The 23897-nt window shown below is 49.1% G+C and carries 16 protein-coding genes; 4 read left to right on the forward strand and 12 right to left on the reverse strand.

Features of this window, described 5'->3' with window-relative positions:
- Window positions 1-27 precede the first annotated feature (27 nt).
- The 5 genes from ACQKPA_RS06845 to ACQKPA_RS06865 all read right to left on the reverse strand — a co-directional run bounded on the left by ACQKPA_RS06845 (window position 28) and on the right by ACQKPA_RS06865 (window position 7454).
- Window positions 28-900, reverse strand: a complete 873-nt coding sequence (locus ACQKPA_RS06845; RefSeq protein ID WP_194542446.1) for a carbohydrate ABC transporter permease — start codon at window positions 898-900, stop codon at window positions 28-30.
- Window positions 901-946: 46 nt separating this feature from the next.
- Window positions 947-1918 carry an ABC transporter permease gene (locus ACQKPA_RS06850; protein ID WP_427490634.1) on the reverse strand — a complete coding sequence of 324 codons (972 nt, stop codon included), beginning with the start codon at window positions 1916-1918 and terminating at the stop codon, window positions 947-949.
- Window positions 1919-2492: 574 nt separating this feature from the next.
- Window positions 2493-4811, reverse strand: a complete 2319-nt coding sequence (locus tag ACQKPA_RS06855; protein WP_427490636.1) for a helix-turn-helix domain-containing protein — start codon at window positions 4809-4811, stop codon at window positions 2493-2495.
- Between the two features lie 266 nt (window positions 4812-5077).
- Window positions 5078-6769 carry a dihydroxy-acid dehydratase gene (gene ilvD, locus ACQKPA_RS06860; protein ID WP_427490638.1) on the reverse strand — a complete coding sequence of 564 codons (1692 nt, stop codon included), beginning with the start codon at window positions 6767-6769 and terminating at the stop codon, window positions 5078-5080.
- 19 nt (window positions 6770-6788) lie between these two features.
- Window positions 6789-7454 carry a GntR family transcriptional regulator gene (locus ACQKPA_RS06865; RefSeq protein WP_427490640.1) on the reverse strand — a complete coding sequence of 222 codons (666 nt, stop codon included), beginning with the start codon at window positions 7452-7454 and terminating at the stop codon, window positions 6789-6791.
- 171 nt (window positions 7455-7625) lie between these two features.
- Between ACQKPA_RS06865 and ACQKPA_RS06870 the strand changes: the two genes are divergently transcribed.
- From ACQKPA_RS06870 to ACQKPA_RS06885, 4 genes are read left to right on the forward strand one after another with little or no spacing between them, the layout of a single operon-like run.
- Window positions 7626-9260 (forward strand): spore germination protein, encoded by a 1635-nt coding sequence (locus ACQKPA_RS06870; protein WP_427490642.1) that lies wholly within the window; start codon window positions 7626-7628, stop codon window positions 9258-9260.
- A 2-nt stretch (window positions 9261-9262) separates the two neighbouring features.
- Window positions 9263-10357: a GerAB/ArcD/ProY family transporter gene (locus tag ACQKPA_RS06875; RefSeq protein WP_427490644.1), complete on the forward strand. Its 1095-nt coding sequence runs from the start codon at window positions 9263-9265 to the stop codon at window positions 10355-10357.
- Window positions 10354-10563 carry a CLC_0170 family protein gene (locus tag ACQKPA_RS06880; protein ID WP_071220965.1) on the forward strand — a complete coding sequence of 70 codons (210 nt, stop codon included), beginning with the start codon at window positions 10354-10356 and terminating at the stop codon, window positions 10561-10563. Before ACQKPA_RS06875 ends, ACQKPA_RS06880 begins: the two co-directional genes overlap by 4 nt.
- Window positions 10564-10596: 33 nt before the next feature.
- Window positions 10597-11835, forward strand: a complete 1239-nt coding sequence (locus ACQKPA_RS06885; RefSeq protein ID WP_427490647.1) for a Ger(x)C family spore germination protein — start codon at window positions 10597-10599, stop codon at window positions 11833-11835.
- Between the two features lie 30 nt (window positions 11836-11865).
- Here ACQKPA_RS06885 and ACQKPA_RS06890 read toward each other — a convergent pair whose 3' ends face one another.
- The 7 genes from ACQKPA_RS06890 to ACQKPA_RS06920 all read right to left on the reverse strand — a co-directional run bounded on the left by ACQKPA_RS06890 (window position 11866) and on the right by ACQKPA_RS06920 (window position 23895).
- Window positions 11866-14100: a chondroitinase-B domain-containing protein gene (locus ACQKPA_RS06890; protein ID WP_427490649.1), complete on the reverse strand. Its 2235-nt coding sequence runs from the start codon at window positions 14098-14100 to the stop codon at window positions 11866-11868.
- A 188-nt stretch (window positions 14101-14288) separates the two neighbouring features.
- Entirely contained in the window at window positions 14289-15416 is a 1128-nt protein-coding gene (locus ACQKPA_RS06895; protein WP_427490651.1) for a glycoside hydrolase family 88 protein, read from the reverse strand.
- Between the two features lie 12 nt (window positions 15417-15428).
- A complete protein-coding gene (locus tag ACQKPA_RS06900) occupies window positions 15429-16319 on the reverse strand; it encodes a carbohydrate ABC transporter permease (protein ID WP_427490653.1) in 891 nt (296 codons plus the stop codon).
- A 12-nt stretch (window positions 16320-16331) separates the two neighbouring features.
- On the reverse strand, window positions 16332-17300 hold the full coding sequence (locus ACQKPA_RS06905; protein ID WP_427490654.1) for an ABC transporter permease: 969 nt from the start codon (window positions 17298-17300) through the stop codon (window positions 16332-16334).
- Window positions 17301-17384: 84 nt separating this feature from the next.
- Complete coding sequence (locus ACQKPA_RS06910) at window positions 17385-19052, reverse strand: extracellular solute-binding protein (protein WP_427490656.1); 1668 nt, start codon at window positions 19050-19052, stop codon at window positions 17385-17387.
- A 151-nt stretch (window positions 19053-19203) separates the two neighbouring features.
- Entirely contained in the window at window positions 19204-21534 is a 2331-nt protein-coding gene (locus ACQKPA_RS06915) for a helix-turn-helix domain-containing protein (protein ID WP_427490658.1), read from the reverse strand.
- 108 nt (window positions 21535-21642) lie between these two features.
- Window positions 21643-23895: a glycosyl hydrolase family 95 catalytic domain-containing protein gene (locus ACQKPA_RS06920; protein WP_427490660.1), complete on the reverse strand. Its 2253-nt coding sequence runs from the start codon at window positions 23893-23895 to the stop codon at window positions 21643-21645.
- Between the last annotated feature and the right edge of the window lie 2 nt (window positions 23896-23897).

Consider the following 23897-nt stretch of genomic DNA (forward strand, 5'->3'; position numbering starts at 1 on the left):
TACTGGGAAGAAGGCTCATCGAACCGATTATCCTTTCACAGAGCCCAGCATGACGCCTTTCGCAAAATGCTTCTGTAGAAAAGGATACACGAGCAGAATGGGCACGGTGGCAAATACGATGACCGCCATACGAATCGTTAATGGCTGCACGTCCATTTCGTCGAAGCTGGAATCCCCTACCCGGCTCTGTGCCAAAATCACGATTTCCCTAAGCAGGACCTGAATCGGCCATTTCTCGTTATCATTGATGTATAGAATGGCATTGAAAAACGTGTTCCAGTGAGCAACCGCGTAAAACAAACCGAATGTGGCCATCGCTGGCAGCGACAAAGGAAGCACAATTCGAATCAGAACTCCCAAGTCATTGCAGCCATCGATTTTAGCCGAATCCTCCAGCCCGTCAGGAATTTGCTGAAAAAAATTCTTCAGCACGATCAGGTTAAACGCACTGATGGCACTTGGTATCATCAAGGACCACAGCGTATTGGTCAGATTCAACCCGTTTACGACGAAGTACGTTGGTATCATCCCCCCGCTAAACAGCATCGTGATCAATACGCCGAGCAGGATGGGATTTCTGCCCCGGAGATGAGGCTTGGACAACGGATAAGCCATCAGTGATGTAAACGCCAGGTTGATCAGTGTTCCTACTACCGTAATATAGATCGAAACGAGCAAGCTTCGCGGCAGTGTGTCGGACGAGAAAATATATTGGTACGATACGAGCGACCATTCTTTGGGCCATAGAATCAACCCGCCCTTGGCGACTTCAGCCGGACTGGCAAAGGAAACCGCCAGCACATACACGAATGGAAGAACGCATACGATCGCAACGATGAATAAAATCGAATGGTTAATGATGTCAAATAAGCGATTGCCCCAGGTTTGATCTTGACGCACGTTTATTCCCTCCTGTCATTTCTAAAAACGTATCCGCAGCATCCTTCTAGTACACCCCTTCTTCCCCGAATCGCTTGGCCATCCAGTTTGAACCGAGAACCAAAATCAATCCGACAAAGGATTTAAACAATCCGACGGCTGCGCTGTAACTGTACTGTGCCTGCGTCATCCCTTTGGTGTATACATACGTATCGAACACTTCACTCACTTCCCGGTTGGTCGGCGTGATCATCAGGAAGATTTGCTCGAAGCCCGAGTCCAGGAAGTTGCCTAAACGAAGAATCAACAAAATGATGATCGTGCTGCGGATGGCCGGCAGCGTGATATGCCACAGCTGGCGCCAGCGTCCGGCTCCGTCGATCCGTGCGGCTTCATACTGCTGCAGGTCTACGCCTGCAAGGGCGGCAAGAAAGATCACGGTGCCCCAGCCTACTTCCTTCCAGATCGACTGGGAAACAATCATCGTTCGGAACCAATCCTTCTCCAGCAAGAATGCGATTTTCTCTCCCGTTATCTGATAAATGATTTCATTCAGAATGCCGTTCTCGGTCGTAAACAATATATAGAAAACACCTACAACGACAACCCAGGACACAAAATGCGGGATATAGATCAAGGTTTGTACAAACCTTTTGAAGCGCTCCCGCCGCAGCTCATTCAGCATGAGCGCCAATATAATCGGCAGCGGAAAGAAGAAGATCAGATTATATAAAGCTAAAATGATGGTGTTTCGAAAAAGCATCCAAAACTGCGGTTCGCTGAAAAAGCGCTCGAAATGCTTGAACCCGACCCACGGGCTGCCAAAGAACCCGGTATGCGGCTTGTAATCCTGAAAAGCCATCGTCACCCCGTACATCGGCACATATTTAAATACGATAAAATACAGCACACCTGGCAGCAGCATCAGATACATCCACCTGTCCCTGACCAGATCCCTTAGTAAGAGCTTTCTTTTCTCCAGGCGCAGTTCCCTCTTTACTAGCGGGCCTGCTGTGGCCGGAGCTTGATTTGATTTCATAGCACCTCTCCTCAAAGTTTTGTAAGCGTTACTTCCTGAGCCAGCTCGTACAAAACTCACTTCGGAAGCACAAGCTTAGTTTTGTAAGCGTTACTTCCTGAGCCAGCTCGTACAAAACTCACTTCGGAAGCACGGGCATTGCCTGTTTGAACATCGTTCTTGTTGGTTGTATGCGTTTTCATGTATTTATTATCCGTCACCACTCTCGTGTCCGGCTATACTCCGTTCATGACTTCACCCTCCAACCCTCGGTAAGTGCCTTTCCAGCAAGAATTGCAGGATTTCACCAATTTCCCTGCATATGCCGTATTCCACCTTCTATATGCCGCATATGACATACAGATAGGAGCCGGAACTTCGCCATCTACATTAGCCATGCAATAAAAGGTTCCGAATCTATATTTGTAATGGCGCCGTACGGGCGTTCTTTTTGGTGCAAAAAAAGCTGCTCCACCGCAGAACATTCTACGGATGGAACAGCTCCAATAAGTTCTTGTTATGGTTGCTACACAAAATCGAGCCATCATGCAGCCGGGTGTGACTTCATCTTCGGATCGACCTGCTCATTCTCAAGCTAACCCTCTTTACTATGCTGCTCCCGGTACTGGCCGGGAGTTACCCCAAATGTCCGACGGAACGTACGAATGAAGGCGCTAATATTCGTGTAGCTCACTTTCCGGCCGATTTCCGAGACCTTCATCTCGGTCGTGGCCAGCAAATTTTTGGCTATATTCATTCGGTACTCGCTTAAGTATTCACTGAAGGATACACCCATCTCTTTCTTAAATACCCGGCTGATATAAGCCGGATTAAAATTCATGACCGCCGCGCAGTATTCGAGTGAAATGTCTTTATCATACTGCTCTTGCACGATCTCCACGATTCGGCGGGTAATGCTTACGAATTGCTTATCCGCCATATCCTCCAGAATCCCGATCACAGGTTTAAACAATCTGGAGTGGAACCAGCTCGCAATTTCGGTTCGGGTCTGCAGCCTGAACAGATGCTTCAGCTCCTCTTCGCCATTCCATAATTGCTGCATCGACAGCCCCTGCTCCTGGGCTATGCTTACGGTCTTGGACGCGAGCTGCAGCAGCAATAAATGATGCTCTTGATAAAGCCCGTCCTTGCACAGCAATTCATCCAAATAACGCTGAAACTGCTGCTCCACCTTCTCGAGCTGGCGCTCTTCCATGGCAAGCATCATCTGATCCTCAATCAGCCTTAATTTCGTGTACACCGTCTTCTCCGCACTGGCTTGATCCTCCATATCGGCATAGCGCACGATGATATTCGACCCGAGAATAAACCGCATTTTGAGTGCCGCGCTGCTTTCTTTATAGGCACGCTTCGCATCGGACAACTGCTTAAACGGGTGGCTGATGCCGATGCTGCATTCAAGCCCGAGGTATTCCTGAACCTTGGCTTTGATGTGCTGAGCGGTCTCAGAGAACAAAGCTTGCCCGGCTTCGGCATCCTCTTCTTTACAGGTCAGCAGCGTCACTTGGGAATGATTCAGCACGATCGGACTGAAGCGGGCTTCTTCCGGCAAGGTTTCCGAGACGATATTGCTTACCGCAAACAGAAGAAGCTCCCGGTCCTGTTCCTGAAACCGCGACTGCTGAAGGTTATCCAGCTCAAGCTGCAGCACCCCGAGACTTCCCCAGCCCGTGGGAAACCCGTAGCGTTCGGAAGCATACTTGTCATCGGCTCCGGACATTTGTTCAGTAAACAGCTTCAGGACATAGAACTCCCGCAGATGGACCGTTTGGGATTTCATCTGTTTGTCCAGTTCGTTTCTGGAAACCGCAAGTGAGGTCAGGCTCTCCCGAATGAACTCAAACTCATCTTTGCGATTGTCATCGGCCTGCTGCGGCTGAACGTTCGTAGCGAACTCATGGAGTCTGCGGATTGGAGAATACATCCTCCGGCTGCCAAACCAGGAAGCAATCAGCACGGTCACAATAATCCCGAAACAGGCGGCGGCTGTAATCAGTGCAATGTTTTTCGTCTGGTCCGTCACTTTATCCAGCGATACGACAGATACATAAGTCCACCCGTTATAATCCGATTTGGCATACAGCACGCTCACCTTTTTGCCTTCGCTCTCTGCGTGGAATGCACCTTGGAGCTGATCGGACTGCTGAATCCTTGCCGAAACCTCTCTGTTGATCGAACGGTAAGCCTCACGATCCTGAACTGGCGACAGGAATGCATCTCCCTGCTCGTTCAGGATATACTGGGCGGCCCGCAAATTGACGGGCTCCAGCATGCTCCGGATATCTTTGGCAGTGATTTGCAGAATCAGAATACCTGACGGCGACGCGTTCTTCGACAGCAGCGGTATTTTATGCACCAGCCGAAGGGTTGTTGCCGTTTGTTCGGCGCTGTTCCAATGATCTGTCTCCACCGGATTCGCGGTTTTCAAGATTTCTCCCGAGCCCGCTGCCCAGAATATGCTTTCATTGGTATCCAAATACCGCTCGAACTCGGTTTTGTTCAAGCCCTCCAGCGGCTTGAGGGAATTTAAATCCACGACCCATTCATGCTTCAAATTAACGACATACACCTGATTTAATATGGTCTGGGTCTGCAGGTTAAACATTTCCTTCATCAGTTCCCGGACCTTAATAAAATCCTGTCCGCTTAACTTGCTGTCCATCACAGACTTCAGCAGCGAAGAGTTCTCAAACTGCAGGGCGGTTCTTTGCATGGAATCGAGCACTTGCTCGACCCTCATCCGGGTCTGGTTCAACAGATGCATATTTCCCTCATTTACCTTCTCCTCTACATCTTTGGCGGCGATGAAATAAGAGAAGAATCCGATAAGAATCGTCGGGAAGGATCCCAGCAGTAAACTGTAAATGAGTATTTTGGATTTGAATGTTCCCAATATCGTCTGCTCCTTCTTGGTATTGGATGTAAAGAACAGGGCCAACAGGGCATTATAAATCGATATGTACGCTATAATGATAGCGCTTGCAAAAATTATGATTTAAAAATCATAACATACCCTGGCCATAATTTTTAGTCTACCCATGCTTTTTTGCCAGCATTTTGATCTATTTATGTCAAAACACCAGCGTAATCATGACACAAGCTCTTGCGAAGTCGCAAGAGCTTGTTAAGCTACAGCCATATATCAGGGTGTGCATTCCCTTATTCTGCAGAGTCAGTAACCGCACCTCTAGATGCTGAGGACACTAATTTTGCATACTTGTACAATACACCCGTGGAAACTTTGAGTGGAGGCTGGTGCCATGCTTGTGCCCTAGCAGCCAATTCGAAATCCGATACGTCGAACGTCATTTCTTGCGTTTCGCTGTCGATGGTGATCATGTCTCCATTCTTCAGCAGCGCAATCGGCCCTCCTACCTGTGCTTCAGGTGACACGTGACCGACGACGAACCCATGCGAGCCGCCAGAGAACCTCCCGTCCGTTATCAGCGCAACCTCCCCGCCGAGACCCTTTCCTACAATGAGGGCCGTTACCGACAGCATCTCCGGCATACCCGGTCCGCCCTTAGGACCGCAATAACGAATGACTAACACGTCGCCCTTGCGTATTTCATCTCGCAGGATCGCTTCGGTTGCCTCTTCCTCGCTGTCATACACCTTGGCCGGTCCGACAAAACGCAGCTTCTTCATACCCGACATTTTGGCAACCGCACCATCAGGTGCGAGGTTGCCTCTTAACACAACCAATGGCCCATTCGGCTTCAGCGGCTTATCGATGGGGCGAATGATCTCCTGGCTGCCCCGTAACGGCGCTGCTTCCGCCAGATTCTCTGCCAATGATTTGCCTGTGACCGTCAGACAATCGCCATGCAGAAGTCCCTCGGCGAGCAATAATTTCATAACGCCCGGTATGCCGCCGACTTCGTTTAAGTCCTGCATGGCATGTCGTCCGCTTGGCTTCAGGTCTGCGAGGTGGGGAACGCGTAAACGGATTCGCTCGAAATCGTCTAACGTCAAATCTACGCCAACCGAATGAGCAATGGCAAGCAAATGCAGGAACGCGTTGGTTGAACCGCCCAGAGCCATGACGACCGTTATCGCATTCTCAAACGCTTTTTTGGTCATGATGTCTCTTGGATAGATTTCACGCTCCAACAGCGAAATGACCTGCCTTCCAGCCGCAGCACATTCCGCTGCTTTGTCAGGTGAAATTGCCGGCGTGGAGGAGGAACCGGGCAGGCTCATCCCCATAGCTTCTGCAGCAGCGGCCATCGTATTGGCTGTATACATGCCCCCGCAAGAGCCCGGTCCCGGGCAGACGCTGCATTCCACCTTATGGAGCTGATCGTCCGTCATTTTTCCATCATGATATTGGCCGACCGCTTCGAAAGCCGTAACGATATCCACGTTCTTGCCTTCGAGCTTCCCGGGTTGTATCGTACCGCCGTAAACGTAAACCGCGGGAATATTCATCCGTCCGATCGCCATCAGGCAGGCGGGCGTATTCTTGTCGCAACCGCCGATCGCCACGAGACCATCGAAACGTTCGGCCCCCGTTACAATCTCAATCGAATCTGCGATGGCTTCACGGCTGGGCAGGGAGAACAGCATGCCGCCATGTCCCATTGAAATGCCATCCGAAACCGTGATCGTGTTGAAAATAAGCGGAGCTCCGCCATGATTGCGGACCCCTTGTTTGGCCTCTATGGCTAGCTTGTCAATATGCATATTGCACGGAGTCACTTCGCTCCAAGTGCTGGCTACGCCAATCATCGGCTTCTTGAAATCCTCATCCGTAAAACCAACAGCCCGCAGCATCGCTCTGTTCGGTACCCGATTGACACCCTCGCTGATTACCTTACTCCGAATGCGTAAATCCTTTTTGTTTGTCATCCTTCCCTCTCCCCTCTATTTAAAGTAACTCATGGAGTTCCTGCATCGGACGCATGAAATTTTGTTTCATCATGGCCTGTGCCCGCTCACTGTCTTTCTGCTCGAAAGCGCTGATAATCGATGCATGCTCATCGACAGAAGCCTGTGCAGCCGCAATCGGCTGTTTTAAGAACACGTACTTAAACCGCCGGATATGCATCTGTAGAGAAGCACTATATGCAGCGACATAAGGATTATCTGAGAGCTCCACGATGAAGTTATGAAACTGTTCATCCATCTCCATGGCTTGATAAGCTTGCCCGCTCTTCATGGCATTTTCAAAATCCGCATTCATCGCCCGCAATTGCTGAATCTGCTCCGGAACAATAATGGTAGCGGCCACTTCGGCAGCTAATGCTTGAAGAGCAGCCATGGTCGAATACATCTTAAAGATATCTTCTCTCTCAATGGCCGTAACTTTTGTTTCTTTCCCAGGGTGCGTGGACACGAGTCCTTGTACTTCGAGCAGTTGAAAAGCTTCCCGGATAGGTGTCCGGCTTACGCCTAGAGACTCTGCCAATTCAGCATCGAGCAATTTCTCGCCGGGCTGCAACGTGCCATCGATAATCCACCGTTGAATTTGAGAGAATGCTCTTTCCTTTGCGGTCATCCGTGCGGGAGAGACAAAATTCTTAGGTACTGGCATAGTTTATCATCCTTACTATTCATGTTTGTTATATGCAATATATCGCATTCATATATTAAATACAATACATTTTAGATTGCTTTTATTGATAAAAATAACAACCAGAGGAAATACTTAAGCAAAACATCCAAATGCTGTGACCCCCGTTGAATCAGGAGAGGTGTTGGTACAATGTCATTTTCCACATGGGCGGGTTCGAACCAACCCAACAATAGCGATAATATTTCTGCCAATCCGAATGGGAAGAACTCAGAGGATATGGACATATCGGTGAACCTGGAAGAAACGATATCTGAAATCAAGCAAGTCTTGGGTGATAGTGACGATTTTATGGTATATGGATTCCAAGTGTTCGGGCAGCATCCGGCTGTATTGTTATATTTCTCCGATATGACGGATCATGCCGTCATCAATAACACGATTTTGAAGCCCCTTAAATATGGGCCGCGCCATATCGACGTTCATAACCTCCCGCACGATGCGTTAATGGAAACCATAATGAAAGATACGCTTTATCATAGCGAGGGTTATTCGGAAAGGAAAATTTCCGTTATTACCGGCAACCTGCTAAGGGGGCAAACCGTCGTAGCCATTGAAGGGCTGGACGAGGCGATAATCATTGACACACGGCAGATCACGCAGCGCGCTATTGAGCAGCCGGCGACGGAGCAGGTCATCCGCGGGGCCAGAGAGGGATTTATAGAGTCCCTGGGAACGAATATTTCTCTACTCCGCTATCGGCTGCAAACACCGGATTTTCGAGTGAAATCCATGGAGATCGGAACGAAGACCAAATCCAAAGTTGCCATTTGTTACATGGACGGCATAACCAATCCCGGAATCATAAAAGAAGTTCAAAAGCGGCTGGATGCCATTGAAATCGACGCCGTTCTGGATTCAGGTTATTTGGAACAATTCATCGAAGATAACCATTGGTCTCCGTTTCCGCAAATCCAGTATACCGAACGGCCCGACAAAGTCGTGGCGAATCTACTGGAAGGAAGAGTCGCCATACTGGTTGATGGTTCCCCTCTTGCCTTAATCGCGCCTACGGTGTTTAGCCAGTTCTATCAGACCGTTGAAGATTATACCGAACGCTTCGTCCTGATGAGTGCGATCCGAATGTCCCGTCTGGTTGCTCTAGTATTTTCTTTGGTTTTTCCCTCGCTGTATGTGGCGATTATTTCGTTTAATCCGGAGCTGATCCCCACAGAATTTGCGGTCGCCGTTGCCGGCGGACGTGCCGGCGTTCCCTTCCCAGCCGTGATTGAAGTGCTTGTCATTGAAATCTCGATGGAGGTTTTAAGGGAAGCAACCATACGCTTGCCGCAACAGGTCGGCGGAGCTTTATCCATTGTCGGCGTGCTCGTCATCGGGCAGGCTGCGGTAGCGGCCGGTTTCGCGAGTCCGATAACCGTTGTTATTATCGCTTTAACGACCATTGGCTCCTTTGCAACCCCGGCCTACAATGCGGCTCTGGCTCTTCGACTGCTTCGTTTTCCGCTGATCATTCTAGCTGGTATTTTCGGTCTATACGGCGTCATGGTTGGCATCATTTTGATCACCAATCATTTATTGTCACTTAAATCGTTCGGGGTCCCGTACTTAAGTCCATTTGTGCCTGGCAACTTTCAAGGCATGCGGGATCTCCTGACCCGTGGGCCGTTGTGGAAAATGAAGAACCGGCCTTCCTTCCTCCATCCGATATACAAAACAAGATTGGGTGATCAAATGAAGGAACAGGTGGATCATTCTTCATCCCATATTATGGATCCCGTCCATCCTAACGACGAGAAAGGGCGTTAACGATGAAAGAACAGCGCCAAATCACTGTCTTGCAGGCTTCTGCCGTTACGATCAGCACCATCGTTGGAGTAGGCGTTCTTGCACTTCCGTTAGCTGCCGTGAAGGCCGCGGATGCAGGAGCTCCGCTAGTCACTTTTTTGGGAATGCTGCTAGCGTTTGTCGGACTTTTTTTCATGACCCGGCTTGGCATGCGGTTTCCGAATGACTCTTACATCGAGTATAGCGAGGTTATTATCGGCAAATGGCTCGGTAGATTCGGAAGCCTCATATCGATTGTTTTCTTTGCTGTATTATGCTCTCTTGTTGCAAGAGAATTCGGAGAGGTCGTTGTCACAGCCGTATTGAAACACACGCCACTCGAGGTCACTGTATTGGTCATGCTGCTCCTGGCTGCTTTTTCTTCACGCCGAAACATCATGACCTTTGCTTACATTCACTTATTTTACAGCCCCTTTATCCTAATACCTGCGCTGTTGATCGTTGCCCTGTCGTTAAAAAACGCGGACATGATTAATGTTCTCCCTGTGTTAGGGAATGAAATTCGAGGAATACCGGCAGGCATTATTACGTTGTCCACTATGTTCCAGGGATACTTCATTATGATGATGGTCATCCCTGCCATGTGCAAACCGGAAAGAGCGATGCGGTCCAGCATATGGGCAATGCTGATTACCGGTGTGCTCTATATATTAATCGTCACGGCAACGGTCAGCGTGTTTGGGGCGGAAGAGACAAAGAAGCTGTTATGGCCGACGCTGGAGCTGGCAAAAGCAACTTCATTGCCTGCCAATATACTGGAACGTTTGGATGCGGTCTTTCTTGCCGTCTGGGTAACCGCTGTCTTCACTTCCTTGTTCTCTTGCTACTACTTTACGATTTACTCGATAAGCAAGTTATTCCGATTAGCTGATCACGGGATGATGTCCTTCTTCATCCTACCCATTCTGTTCGTTCTGGCCATGCTGCCCCAAAGCTTGGTTCAATTAAATGAAGTGAACGGCTTGATATCCAAATTCGGTCTGCTGATAACCATCGTATATCCTGGAGTGCTGCTTATCATCTCCATGCTGCGTAAAAAAAGAGGTGCGTCCAAATGATCGGGAATCTTTACAGCGGTTATTTGGATGTTGCCATCTTGATCTGGGTGTTATCCGGCATGTTCAATCTGCTCATCGATAAAAATAAGTATGAACAATCGAACATGACCAAGGAAATGAAAGTATCTCGTATACTGGGCTGGATTCATATCGTGATCGGAACTGCGTTGTTTCTAAGTGTCATACTTGTTAAAGCCCTGGTGTGAGTGAGCATGTTCACCAAATTTAGGAGGATTTCAATGAGGAAAAGAATAAGCGTTAAACTAAACGTAAAATTCACGATCGTCCTTCTCCTATCCTGCTCACTCCTGACAGGCTGCTGGGATCGGATGGAAATTGAAGAGCGCGCTGTCGTTCTAGGAATATCGATTGATACGGCTGACAAGGATGCTGAGGCACGAGAGGATGAAATATCTCATCTTCGCGGGAAATACCCGGCACCTAAACAGGAATTAATCCAGCTATCCGTTCAAATTGCTCTTCCCGGCAGAATACCGCTCGGGCCAGGGGAAGGCGGCGGTTCGGGAGAAGGCGAGCAAGAAACGGTCTGGGTGCTTGATGTTGTAGGACACACCGTCGACGACGCCATGATGAATTTACAGCAGCAAATATCAGGCAAATTATTTTTTGGCCATCTGCGCGTCATTGTCGTATCAGAAGAGTTTGCCAGAAAAGGATTACAAAATTTGAACGACTATCTTCATCGCAACGCGGAAGTTCGCCGAATGGCCTGGTTGATGGTGTCAAAAGGGAAGGCCAAAAACCATATGCAGGCAGCACCTAAATTGGAGCGTGTCCCTGCGCTGTATCTAGCATCCACATTGGACGATGCCGTAAAACAAGGCAAATTTCCAAGTAACTACGTTGGGACGTTCTGGAGCAATTCTTCAAAGAAAGGCCAGGAAGGATTTCTGCCTTATATCAAAATCATGAAGGGAGATAATGTGGAAATCAGCGGAATGGCTTTTTTTAAAGGGGCCAAAATGGTAGGCGTGACAAAACCGTTTGAAATTGCCGGGTACCTGGTCATCAAGGGAATTAGTCCCGCAGGATACCGCGGAATTATTCATATTGGGAACGATTCACAAGTCGTAACGATCCATGCGACGAACCGGGAATCGGAAATTAAAGTCGATATCAAGAACGGGATTCCCCATTTTACAATTACGGCGTTGACAGAGGTTAATATCGAAGAAAAAAACACAGATACCCTCTCGGTCAACAGCACGAAAATTCTAGAGGAAATTGCACACGAGAATGAGCATTCCGTTAAACAATTATTAATCGGATTAATCCAAAAGACACAAAAAAAAGAATCCGATATATTCGGATTCGGCGAATTGGTAAGAGCCAAAAAACCATCGTATTGGAAAAGCCATGTTAAATCTGCGGAGCAATGGGGTGAAATCTATAAAAACGTAACCTTTGATTACCGTGTGACGTCCAAAGTTCGAAGAATCGGGATGAAGGCGGAATGATGCTGACGTTAGTCGTAAGAATACTCACCTTCATTTCGCCCAAGCATCCGGGCCTACATCATAGACGGAAAGCGGGGGATTGGCTCGCTGCTTGCCTGGCGCATATTCATCTGCACCCACGTCAGGTATATAGCGGATCTGGCCATCCATGTCGTCCGCTGCAACGAATGGAGTCAGGGCAGCGTCAACGGCCGGGCTATAGACGGATAATCGAATGAGGCCGTCCATACTGCGCACCAAATGGAGCTCTTGTTTGGTCATCTCTCTGTCCACGGTGGGATTGTTCGAGATCGGTGCGTTCCCCGAGAGCATATTTCCCTTGTACACAGCCCGTTCCTGGTCGGGTGCTTGGATCACCGCATCGGTTTCATGAAACATGGTACCTGCATGGCTAAATATCAGATTGTTATAAATCTTTGTCCCAACAGGCTGATAGGTTCTGCCGCCCAGATTGAAAGTCGTTGTTTGATTGCCGACATTCACGATGGTATTATTGTAGATTTGAACGTTATACTGCCGCCAATGTCCCCTTAAAAGTTCCGTTCTTTGTTCAGCAGGCAGATCGCCAAGCCGTGCAGTTTGCTCTTGGTTTCCACCCCAACGAACGATTGGATTCATACTGCCTTCCGTTCCGCCGTCATGTGTTCCGCCATCAAGACGAATCACTTTGTCCGTAAGGCCTTCCATGTAATTGTTATAGATTTTATGATCGTTGCCGTAGATCCGAAACCCGCTGCTGCCAGGTGTCACCCCATCCCCGATCAGATGGTTGCCGTAGAAGCTGTTACGGTTTCCATGCCGAGACACAATCCCGCCGTATGAATGACGAATCGTGTTGTTCCGAATGAAATTGTCGCTGCTCTTCACCGATATCACTTCATCTTCACCGTTAAACCCGTCAAACAAATTGGACTGAACCGTAATATAACCGGAGGCGAGCGAGGTACTGGAAAGCCCGAGCCTGATGGCTTCCAACCCGTTGGTTACCCGGGGACCAATGTCGTGAAAATAGTTATACTCGATGACGTCGTATTGCGATATATGCTGTCCGCTATGTCCTTCACCATCATAAATCAGGACTGCGCCAAAGCCCTTCTTCGGTCCAATATCATTATAAGCGATCCGGTTATGGCTGCTTGTTCCTTCAACACGGATGTAATGTCTGTGCGTGCCATTATCCGTAATGAGTTTCGGATCTTCATATGGCGTTAACCCCTTATATACCTCTCCGTTCGGATTATACCGATCTTCACTGTACCGGCAGCTGTTCTCCACATTGAGCAGGCACCATACATATCGGTTTTGAGCTTTAAATCGGTAGGGCTGACCCGTTTCATCCAAGGCAAAGGTGTTGCCCAAAATAGAAATTCGGCTGGAGCTTTCCAGCTGAACCCCTGGATGAACTCCGGTGAGCGCCCGCTGTGCCAAACCTCGGTCAATCAAGGTCTGTTTTCCATTCTCATCGCCGATCCCGTTCCGGAACGTGAGTCCGCTGACCTCAACATAACTTGAATTTTCGATGTGCATATAGCTGTTACCGCTAATAATTGCCTTGCCAGACTTCCCGGTAATCCGAATCGGATAGGCCGCTGAGCCGTGTTTATCCTTCACAACAAACGGACCGTTCTGCTCATAGGTCCCATCCTTCAGTTCAATCAGTGTACCAGCCACAGCCTGATCCAGCGCCTGCTGCAATTGTTCCGCCGTGCTGACCGAGACGCGCTTCATTTCCGGAGGCTTTACATCTTCTTCCTTCACTTCGCCAGCGTTTGGAGGAAGCGGTGGTTGCGCCTCTTCCGGTGATTCACCCGGCACTTTCCCTCCGTAAAGCTCTACTTCCATGATACTGTTCCAGTTACCCGAGCTGCCGCTGGCATTATTGCCATATCCGATCAACCGCAAATACCTTGCCTTCACCGTAGGCTGTAATACATATGTTTGCATGATGCTATCTTCCGAGTTCAGCTGCCGGCTGAACTGTCGTTCAAAAACAACAGTGCTGGATTGGAAATCTTCAGTATTCGAAGCTAATATCTCAAAGCTGGACTGACGCTCTCTAGCATTCAGAAACGCAATGTTCACGTAAGTAACGGTTTGTTCCGTGCCTAGATCAAACTGCAGCCATTGACCTTGACCCGATGCGGACCAGCGGCTTTGCTGGCTCTCCGCGTCCTCGCCCCATACCCCATCCAATACATTCCCGGGTATATAATTCGTACCCGGTTGGTGGCTGCTTGCCGTTACCGTGCTCTCGATTCGGTTCATGCTGCTCCCTCCTGCATCACTTGATGCCCCTTGGGCTTCTGAAGGCGACATCACCAGTGTTCCGACCATAAGGATCAAAACCAGCCCCATACATATCGATCTGTGATACCGTTGGTTTAATGCGTTTAATAACGTTTTCATATCCGTTCACCTCTCTTCGAATATTTACGCCCCCTAACCATAACCAATCAGAATACGCGATTAACCCAGCCCCGAAGCTTCGCCAGAGCCTCAACGTAATAATAATCCCCATAAATTAGCGACACATTGATATTGGTGTCCGCTGGCTTATGGCCGGTTCCGCCAAACAGGATTCCCTCATGCTCATGAACCTGAAATGCTGCATACTCCGTCGACAATGCCAGGACGATTCGCTCAGCGGCTGTCCGGTAAACAGCCCCAACTTCCGGAGTTGTCAAGGCAGCGAGCTCCAACAATCCGGAAGCAGCGATGGCCGCTGCGGAGGTGTCACGAGGCTCAGTATCGGGATTCGGTACCCTGAAGTCCCATGGCGGTACCCCGTGCCCCTGTAAGGAAGCTATAAAATGATGAGCTACCCGCTCGGCGGCATACAGAAAATCCTTGTTATTCGTAAAACGGTAAGCGTTAGCCATCCCGTACAGCGCCCATGCATTCCCTCTCGACCAGCAGGAATCCGGGGCATAGCCCTGCCATCCCTTATACTCCAGCAATTCCCCGCTTTCCGGATCAAACACTGCCACATGACAGGTGGATCCATCAGCACGAATCATATGCTCCAAAGCCATATTCGCATGGGCATTCGCAACGTGGCGAAATCTCGGGTCATCACCTTCTTCAGCTGCCCAGTACAAGAGGGACAGGTTCATGAGGCAATCGATAATAGCCCAGCCCGGGAGATCCTTGTTCCATGCCCTGATGTACTGGCCAGCCAAGTTAAATCGTCCGGCCAGAAAGTTAGCCGCCGCAAGTCCTCGCCTTCTGCCATCGGCATCTCCGGTTAACTTATATTTCAATACGGCTGTCGGTAAATACTGAAACCCGACATCATGATGGAAGCGACTCTCTTCCAAGGTCAATCGTTCCATCCGTATGTCCCACTCCCACGCCGCTTCCTTATACTTCGCCTCTCCAGTCATATCGTAAAAAATCCACAGCATTCCCGGCCAAAACCCCGATATCCAGTTGTCTAAGGTCAAGCCGTCGTAATTTCCATCCTTCGCTGCATGGGGTGCAAGTTCAGGCTTTCTAGCCAGCATCCGGTCCACCTTCAACCGAGCACTATTCCACCACATATCCAGCTCGAGTTCATGTTGAATCTTTAATTTACTCATCATATCCTCCTGTCGTTATCCTTTAATGGCACCAATTAGGGCACCTTTCACGAAGTACTTCTGCAGAAACGGATAGACCAGCAGAATCGGTACCGTCGCAACGATAATGGTTGCATGCTTCAGCGTTTCGCCGATAACGGCGACCTCCCCTCCGCTCGCTCCGCTTGCCATGGAGCTTGCATCATTGAGAAGCAGCAGCTCTCGCAGGACGAGCTGAAGCGGGTACAAGGAGCGATCCTGCAAATAGATCATAGCCTGAAACCACGAGTTCCAGTGGCTGACACCGTAATACAGCAGCATGACGGCGATGACCGGCATGCACAGCGGCATCATGATCCGATATAGGATGACGAATTCATTGGCTCCATCAATCTTGGCCGATTCCTCCAGACTATCAGGCACCGCCTCAAAAGCCGTTCTCATGATAATCAGATTAAAAGCAGATATAGCCTGAGGGATAATCAAGGACCACAGCGTATTGGTGAGCTCCAGGCCTTTCACTGTAAAATACAGCGGAATCAGACCGCCGCTGAAGAACATGGTGAATACGATAAACAGCATTAGCTGCTTGCGATATCGCAAACCCTTACGGGACAGCGCATACGCTCCGAACGCAGTCAACGTGATATTGAGCACCAAACCGCCCGAAACGATTAAAAACGTATTCAGGTATCCTTGTATAATCATCGGATTGTCAAACACGAGACGGTATGCGTTAAATGTTATATCCAGCGGCTTCCATAGAATCCCCGAATGCTGCATGTAACGGGTTGGATCGCTCAAGGAAGCAAACAGCACGTATATCAATGGGTATAACGTACATAAGGTGATTACGGTCAACAAGACGTAATTAAAAACATCAAACAGCTTTTCACCAACCGATCGATTCCCAGCTCTCCATTCCATTCCCTTCACCTCCTACCACAAGCTGGTTTTGTTCATTCTGCGGCTCAGCCAGTTTGAGCCGATAACAAGCGTAAAATTAATGGCCGAATTGAACAGCCCTACCGCCGAACTGAAGCTGTAATTGAATTCCTGAAGCCCCACCCGGTACACATAGGAGCTGATCACGTCTGCCGTATCGTAGGTTGACGGGTTATAGAGCAGGATGATTTTCTCGCTGCCGACGTTCATCAGCCTGCCGATTTCAAGAATGAACAGGATGATAATCGTAGGCATGATCCCCGGCAAAGTCACATTCAACATCTGCCTCCACCGATTGGCTCCATCAATCTTCGCGGCCTCATATTGTTCCTGATCGATACCGGCCAGGGCCGCAAGGTAGATGATGGTCCCCCAACCGATGTTCTGCCAAATTCCGGAGGTTACGAAGAGGGTCCGGAAATACTCAGACTCCAGCAGGAGGGAGACCCGTTCCCATCCGAAAAAAGCCAAAATATCGTTGATTAACCCGTCACTCATTGTGAATTCCTTAATAATGCCGCAAACAACGACCAGCGAAATAAAATGCGGCATATACGTTATGGTTTGAACCGTGCGTTTGAATGCGGTTTTCCTCACCTCGTTTAGCAGGAGCGCCAATATAATGGGCGCCGGGAAGCCAAAGAGGAGCTCATAAAAGCTGATTAACAGCGTATTTCTGACGACCCGCCAGAAGTAGATGCCGTTAAAAAACGATTCGAAATGCTCCCAGCCAGCCCATGGGCTACCCATGATGCCAAGACGTGGAGAAAACTCCTTAAAGGCAATAGACGCCCCGTACATGGGGAAATAATGAAAAACCGCAAAGTATAGGAGTACCGGGATTAACATGATATACAGGAAACGATTTTTACTAATGTCCTTCAACAAGCCCCAATTTCGCGGATCCAGTCCTGCCGAGTTAGAAGGAATTGACGTGCGTGTCGGAGGCGGAAGTTTCGCCATGACGTGCTCACTCCTTATGTTCTGTCTATTGAAGGTTCAAGTTAGCGAGGGGATGCAAGCCCGCTCCATTCCCCTCGCAATTCATTATCTGCTGTTGTATCGATCCAGAGCGCTTTGATAGATCTCAACCGCACGTTCAATCCCCAGCTTCTTGATTTGCTCCACGTACTTGTCGTAACTCTCCATCGGCTCCTTGCCGACAATGAACTTGACAAACATTTCCTCTTTATAATTGCTTACGTCAGTAAGAATCTTGCCAAGCTCCTTGCTTTCTTCGGCGGTTGGTGTCAGGAAGCCAGGCAGTATATGCTTCTCGGCATCCGTCTTCGCCCACACCTTCACGGCCTCATCCTGCTCAGGGAACGTATTCCAGTTCCGACGTTCATCCGCTTCGTAAGGTCCATTCGGCTTGGAATACTGCGATACCATCTGCTGCAGACTATATTTCTCATTATTTTTAATCAAATCGGTATACACCGGAGCACCGTTTTCCATCACATAGCTCTCTCCTTCAATACCGAAGTTGTAGAGCATCGCGCCCTCATCGCTGTAGGCATAGTCAAGCCAGCGTACGATCAGTTCCGGATTTTTGGCTGCGGTTGTGATGGCTTTGCTTGGTCCCGGATTGTACTTAAAATCTCGTTGTCCAATAAAAGGAACTTCGTCTTTGTGGAGCGTTGGATATGGAGCGCCAACCAGCTTGAATTTCGGATCCTGCCCCTTCATGGCATCCATCCATTTTCCCATGCCGCCGCTGAGAAGATGCACCATTGCGCCGGTCTGCCCGGTCAAAATCTTGTTGTCCAACGCTTTGGTATCGGTGAGCGCAAAATCCTTGTCAAACAATCCTTCCGCAAACCACTTGCGGAATAAGGCCAGAAAATCTTTATACTGCGGATCTATGGGACCATACCTCACCTTTCCTTCATCGTCCACATAGAAGGAGTTTGAGGTGCGGTAAGCTCCGATGAAAGCATCACGGATCTCAAAGTTCCCTCCGGTGTAAGTGACACTGAGCGGTGCTTTGGCACCCTTCTCGTCACGAAAGGCAATTAACGTCTTCTCCCACTCCTCTATGGTTGTTGGAACTGGAAGACCAAGCTCATCCAGCCAATCCTGACGGATCATGGGACCGCGGAAGACGAGCCCGGATGGATTGCGAATCATGGGAAATACATAATATTTGCCGCTGTCAGTCTTGACCATTTGATCAAGCGCCGGATCCGCTTCAAGTTTCTTCTTCAAGTTCGGGGCGTATTGATCAATCAGATCATTAAGCTCCAGGATAACACCGTCCTGAATGGCTTTCTCCGGTCCGCCCGGATAAGACCCCGCACTTCGTCCGGTCCAATCGTATTCAATGACATCGGGAAGCTCATCGGACGCAATCATCAGATTGAACTGCTCCGCCGTCTGCTGATCATTAGGATGAATATACTCCACCTGAACTCCTGTTTTTTCGGCAAGCGCTTTCCCAAAAGGCGTATCTGCCAGGTTGGAATAGAAGGTTACCGCATTCATGTTCAAGATTTCCCATGACGTGATCGATTCGGTTGTATTTAGCGGATACGATGAACCGATTGCAGTGGCTGTACCCTTCCCGGCCTCGTTCGGCTTAGCATCCGGCGTGTCATTCTTACTTCCCGACGAACATCCCGCAAGCACCAGACTTGTTAACAATATGGCGGTCAGTCCTGACTTTACATTTCGCAACAAGCTGTCTTTGACCAGCAAACGTTGAACCATCATCATTCCCCCGATTGTAAGATAAGGTGCAGGATAGGCCAGCATGATGCTCTATCCGATGTCATTGTTCAATAAAACCCGTGCCCCTTACCATAGACAAAATCTAAAATCGCAGGCAATTCCTTAAAAATCGATGGTTTTTCATGAAAAATCCGGATTACAGTGCGGCTTTCTGATATTTCCCGGGGGTCACGCCTTCGAATTTTTTAAAAATTCGTAAAAACGTGCTGACATCCGAATAACCGACCTGGTAAGCGATTTCATTGACAGTAAGCTTTTGCAGAACAAGCAGTTCTTTCGCTTTAGACAGACGAAGGCGGTTAATGCTATCCAGCAAGGCTTCTCCTGTAAATTCCTTGTACAGTCTTGATACATAAGAGGGGGTCATCTGAAAAGCATCGCCAATCGTTGAAATATTCAATTTCGGGTCATACAGATGCTCTTGGACATACTGCGAGACATCTTCGATTAGATAACGGTGATGATTCCGTTTCTCGGCCAGGATCCATTCACAGACTTGCGCAAGCATCTGTTTCATCCGCTCCTTCATCTCCGGAACATGATCGCATTCGAGCAATAGATCCGCATCGATGAATTGCTCTTCATACGTTCGCTTGCCGCCCGCTTTCACTTCCTCAAGCGTATTCAGCATTGTGCTTGCCAGGTTGTACATCAGGCATTTGGCGATTGGTACCGAAACCGGGTGCTTTGAAAAGTTGGCTTGGAATATATCATCCAAAATGGCTTCTGCTTTGTCGTAACTTCCGCTCTTCACCAAGCCTATAAACTGCTGCTCGACACTCAAAGGATAATAAAATTGACGGGTTTGCATACTCTTGTCAGAAAGAGTGTCCGTATATGGGATGAACTGTCCGCTCCCTATCACAATCCGGTATTCAAGTGCGGCCTGTGCTTCTTGATAAGAAAGGGCAATGCCATGCAAACTCGAATGAACCTGACCCACAGCCACCGTAAGCTCTGCTTCAATATGCTTTCGCATGAATTCGCGAACCTGAGCCAGTATTCGATTCAACACACTTTGCTCCTGCTCCTCTGACAAGCTCGCTTTGAAGTTAACGACACAAGCAAGCGCATCGTTCATTTCTGTTGTAAACACGAGCGCTTCATCGGAAGCCGTATCCTCAAGCACGTTGGTCAGTATGAAATGAAGCATTTGCTGCTTCTGATCCGGGAGTCCGCGAATGCCAAACTGCTCAAACTTGCCATAATGATCAATCGATATCAGCAGGACGACAGATCGGTCGGAATGAAACTGGATATCGTGAGCAGGCAGCGTGGTATGGAGAGACTGATCATGATCGGAGTACCCCTTTAACAGACGCCGCAATAAATGCGCTCGTATTGTATTGCGATGTTTGTGAAGCGCCGTTTGCATATCTGCTTTTTCATGAAAATGCTGCTGAATCGTCCCCTGCAGGAACGAGTACTCGTTGGCTCCCGCGTCAAACCTCAGACCGAATTGTTTGGATAAACTTTGCAGCATCAATTGAACCGGCATATAGTTTCTGCGTAAAAACAATACTGTAACGATCCCTCCGATAAACAAGCTCAGGGCGATGCTGATCCATGTCAGATGGCGTAAATCTTTCATCTTTTCATTGAATAGTGCCGCTGGCAGTACGGATACATATTTCCATCCGGTTACTTGCGACGTGATATAGGAAACGGCGAACCGCCCCTCGTCCGAGTTCATATAGATCATTCCGCTATCTCCTTGAAGCTGTTCATAACTCAGGCCAGCAGGACCGGTCGGATTCTGTCGTGATGCAGCGATATATCGGCTATCCGTATCGATAATGAACATACTGGCATCCTTTTGCCGGGGAACGCTCTCGATGAGCTTCGAATCCTTGATCAAGAACAGCACAACAGCTGGAGGCTGTGCCGGGGAATTAAACACAAGGGAATGAGCAAATACAACCACCGGGAAGCTCTGAAGGCCATCTTGAAACTTCATAGACTTGTAAACGTTTACATATCTTTGCTCGAACAGTCCCATCCACTTCTCATAAGAGGTTTCGTCATTCTGCCTCAGCTGCTGATAGAGCCCCCTGCCGCTTGTATGGCCATATGTTGAAATCACCGTATCACTGTTCAAATACATCACGTAAATATCCTCAATCGAATCGTTTGCATTTTTATAGGTTCGCAGGCTTTCCGATATGCTGAACACATCGTAATACTGATGATCACGAAGCGGTAACTCCACGCTGGAAAATGCCGAGATCCCCTTGTTTAGCGCGATTTCCAGACTTAAACGCTCCAGACTTTTCAGCTTGCTGTCGATGGACATCTCCATCTGCTGAAGAAGCAATTCGTTTGCCCGATTGGTCTCGCTCTTCACTTGATGGTATGAGAATGAATACAGCACAAAACTGATCAGAATCGGCACCATTAATACGGTGACATAAGAGAACAGCCACGCCACAATGACGCTGCGATTATATTTGCGAAGGATGTTGAACATGTGATTTTCCTCCCTTATTTGCCCCCTGTGATAACAAGAGCAGCCTTCATAGGGATAAGGCTGCTCTTAAGACGATAACGGTTGCAGGTTTTTACGCTTATCTACGGATTATTGGGGAATCCCATACAATCTCCACGGTTTGCGACTGCCAAACAGATTGCACTTGCCCTTCTCAGCAGGGACAGGCGAGATGCGGAATAGAGTGGATCCGCTCCCATGGGCTCTGTAAATATAAGCTTCCTCACCAGGCTTCAAAGAAAGATCGATCGTCCCGTCTTCCTGGATTGGACATTTTCTCGTGATTCCCCCGATGTCAATAACCAGGTCGTCGTCCGCAGAAGAGGCCATATCCGTTACGATCCGGCAGGGCTCTCCGGCAAGACTGCAAATATGTATCCAAGTTGTGCGCCCTTCCTCCCGAGCTGCGCTAACAAGAAAGCCTCCTTCTGCCCGCAGCTGATGGAATACCGACTCTGGCCACTCTTTAGGGACTGCAGGGAAAACATAGATCCGCTCCCCTCTGCTCTGAAGCAGCATATCATGGATCGATTCCGCCCCGGCCAGCGGCGTTTCGATGACCGGTCCCGCTTCTTTATACATGGTGTTCGGCTTAATGAGATGCATTAAACTTCGCAAATACGCGAGAGCTTCATCTCCTAAACCTAACTTGGCTGCGATGGAGGCGGCTCCGGTAAAGCTGAAACCGCGCAAATCTCCTTCAAGGCCGATCCAATGCCGGAGCGACCGAAGGATCAGCTCCTTCTCCTCTTCGGTATCGCCGACGATATGCAGTGGAAAGGCCGCCAGCATATGGCTGAAATGACGGTGCCCGAATTCCATACGCTGACCCTCGCCGATCATATAACCGGATGAATCGACCGGAAAATGTACCAAGCGCTCGAGCACTTCCCGCCACCGATCATGCAGCGGGTCATAAACACCAAGCTGATCCGACATGCGGATTAACGTTTCACATCCCCAGCGCAGCAGCGCTAAATCATAATGAGTATCAGCTGTCTTCACCTGCTTAAAGGACCCGTATTCCGGTGAGACTGTGGGAGGTAAGTGTAGTCGGCCGTCCTGCCCTTCCTCAAGAAGATGCAAATATAAACCCACGCTGCGACGCAGAAGAGGATATACCAGGCTACGCAGCATTTGATCATCCATGGCATAACGGTAATGACGCCAGCAGTTATGCATCACCCAAGTTAAATTCCCCACCTCATCCGTGACCGGACTGTCCAGATCATAGCTTGAGCTTCGACCAAGTCCTGCCGAGTCTGCATGGTAAGCTTCGGGAACATTACGGATCAGTTGATCCTGATGCCCCTCCAAAGAACGAATCAGCGACATGCCCAGATGGAGGCGATTGGCCGTATAGATCGGAGAGTAACTCATCTGAACGTTCATATTGAACCATAGTCCAGGCCATGGCGTCGATGTGAGCCACGGCCCCTGATTATCGATAGGGAAGGAGTCCGCCCGGGTCGCAGACGCAAGCTTATACATCTGTATCCAGTAAAAGCTTTCCAGCTGCTGATCCGGTATGGAAATGAAGCTTTCCGGATAATAATGATGCCACCACCTGCGATGGGCATGAATCCAGGCTTCCCAGCCTGAGGTTGAGTTCGGCACAGCCCGAAGTTCCCGTATCGCCTGATCACGAACGGATGCGTCCGTACCATTCATTACGGTTAAGATGCAGATCTGGCGATGCGAGTTTCCCATCTCCTGCTCAGACTGGTCAGGACGGTGAGTTAGCCAAGCCGTAGTGCAGCCGTCCCTGCTTCCATATTCCTGTATCCCCATCGATACCTCACCGGATTCTATATGCTGAACGGTGGTATCAGGTATATATTGGTTGAGATTGATCCCGTCCGCGTTCTTCAAAATAGGGTCAACTTCCGGATAGGCGTACCACTTCAGCTTCGCATGGCGTTCACCTTCATCTGCATCGAGCTCCAAGACAAGTACAGGCGCTAATGCATGCACAAGCGCGCGAATTCGGACTTCTCCCTTCGTTGTCGGTATAACCGCCCGGAGCTCCGCGTTCCATAATTCCAACCGCATTTCATAGGGCTGATAAATCCAACCCTCCAGCTCCAATGCAAGCTCGCCAATAGGCACGCGTACCGGGAAAGCCTGTTCACCCGGGCGTGATGCGGTTATATCGGAACGTCCAAGCACAAAACGCAGCACATTCCGTTTATCCCGATGTTCTTCACTATAGATCATCACTCCGAGCGTGCCGTTTCCAAGAAAAGCCCCCTCATCCCAGCTGATCGGACGCGTCGTCCACAACATATCGTGTCTCGACATAAACACCGGCCAGTCAATGGCATTCTCAATGCGGGTAGTCACGA

This window comes from Paenibacillus sp. NPDC093718, assembly GCF_050279985.1.
Lineage (GTDB): Bacteria > Bacillota > Bacilli > Paenibacillales > Paenibacillaceae > Paenibacillus_AQ.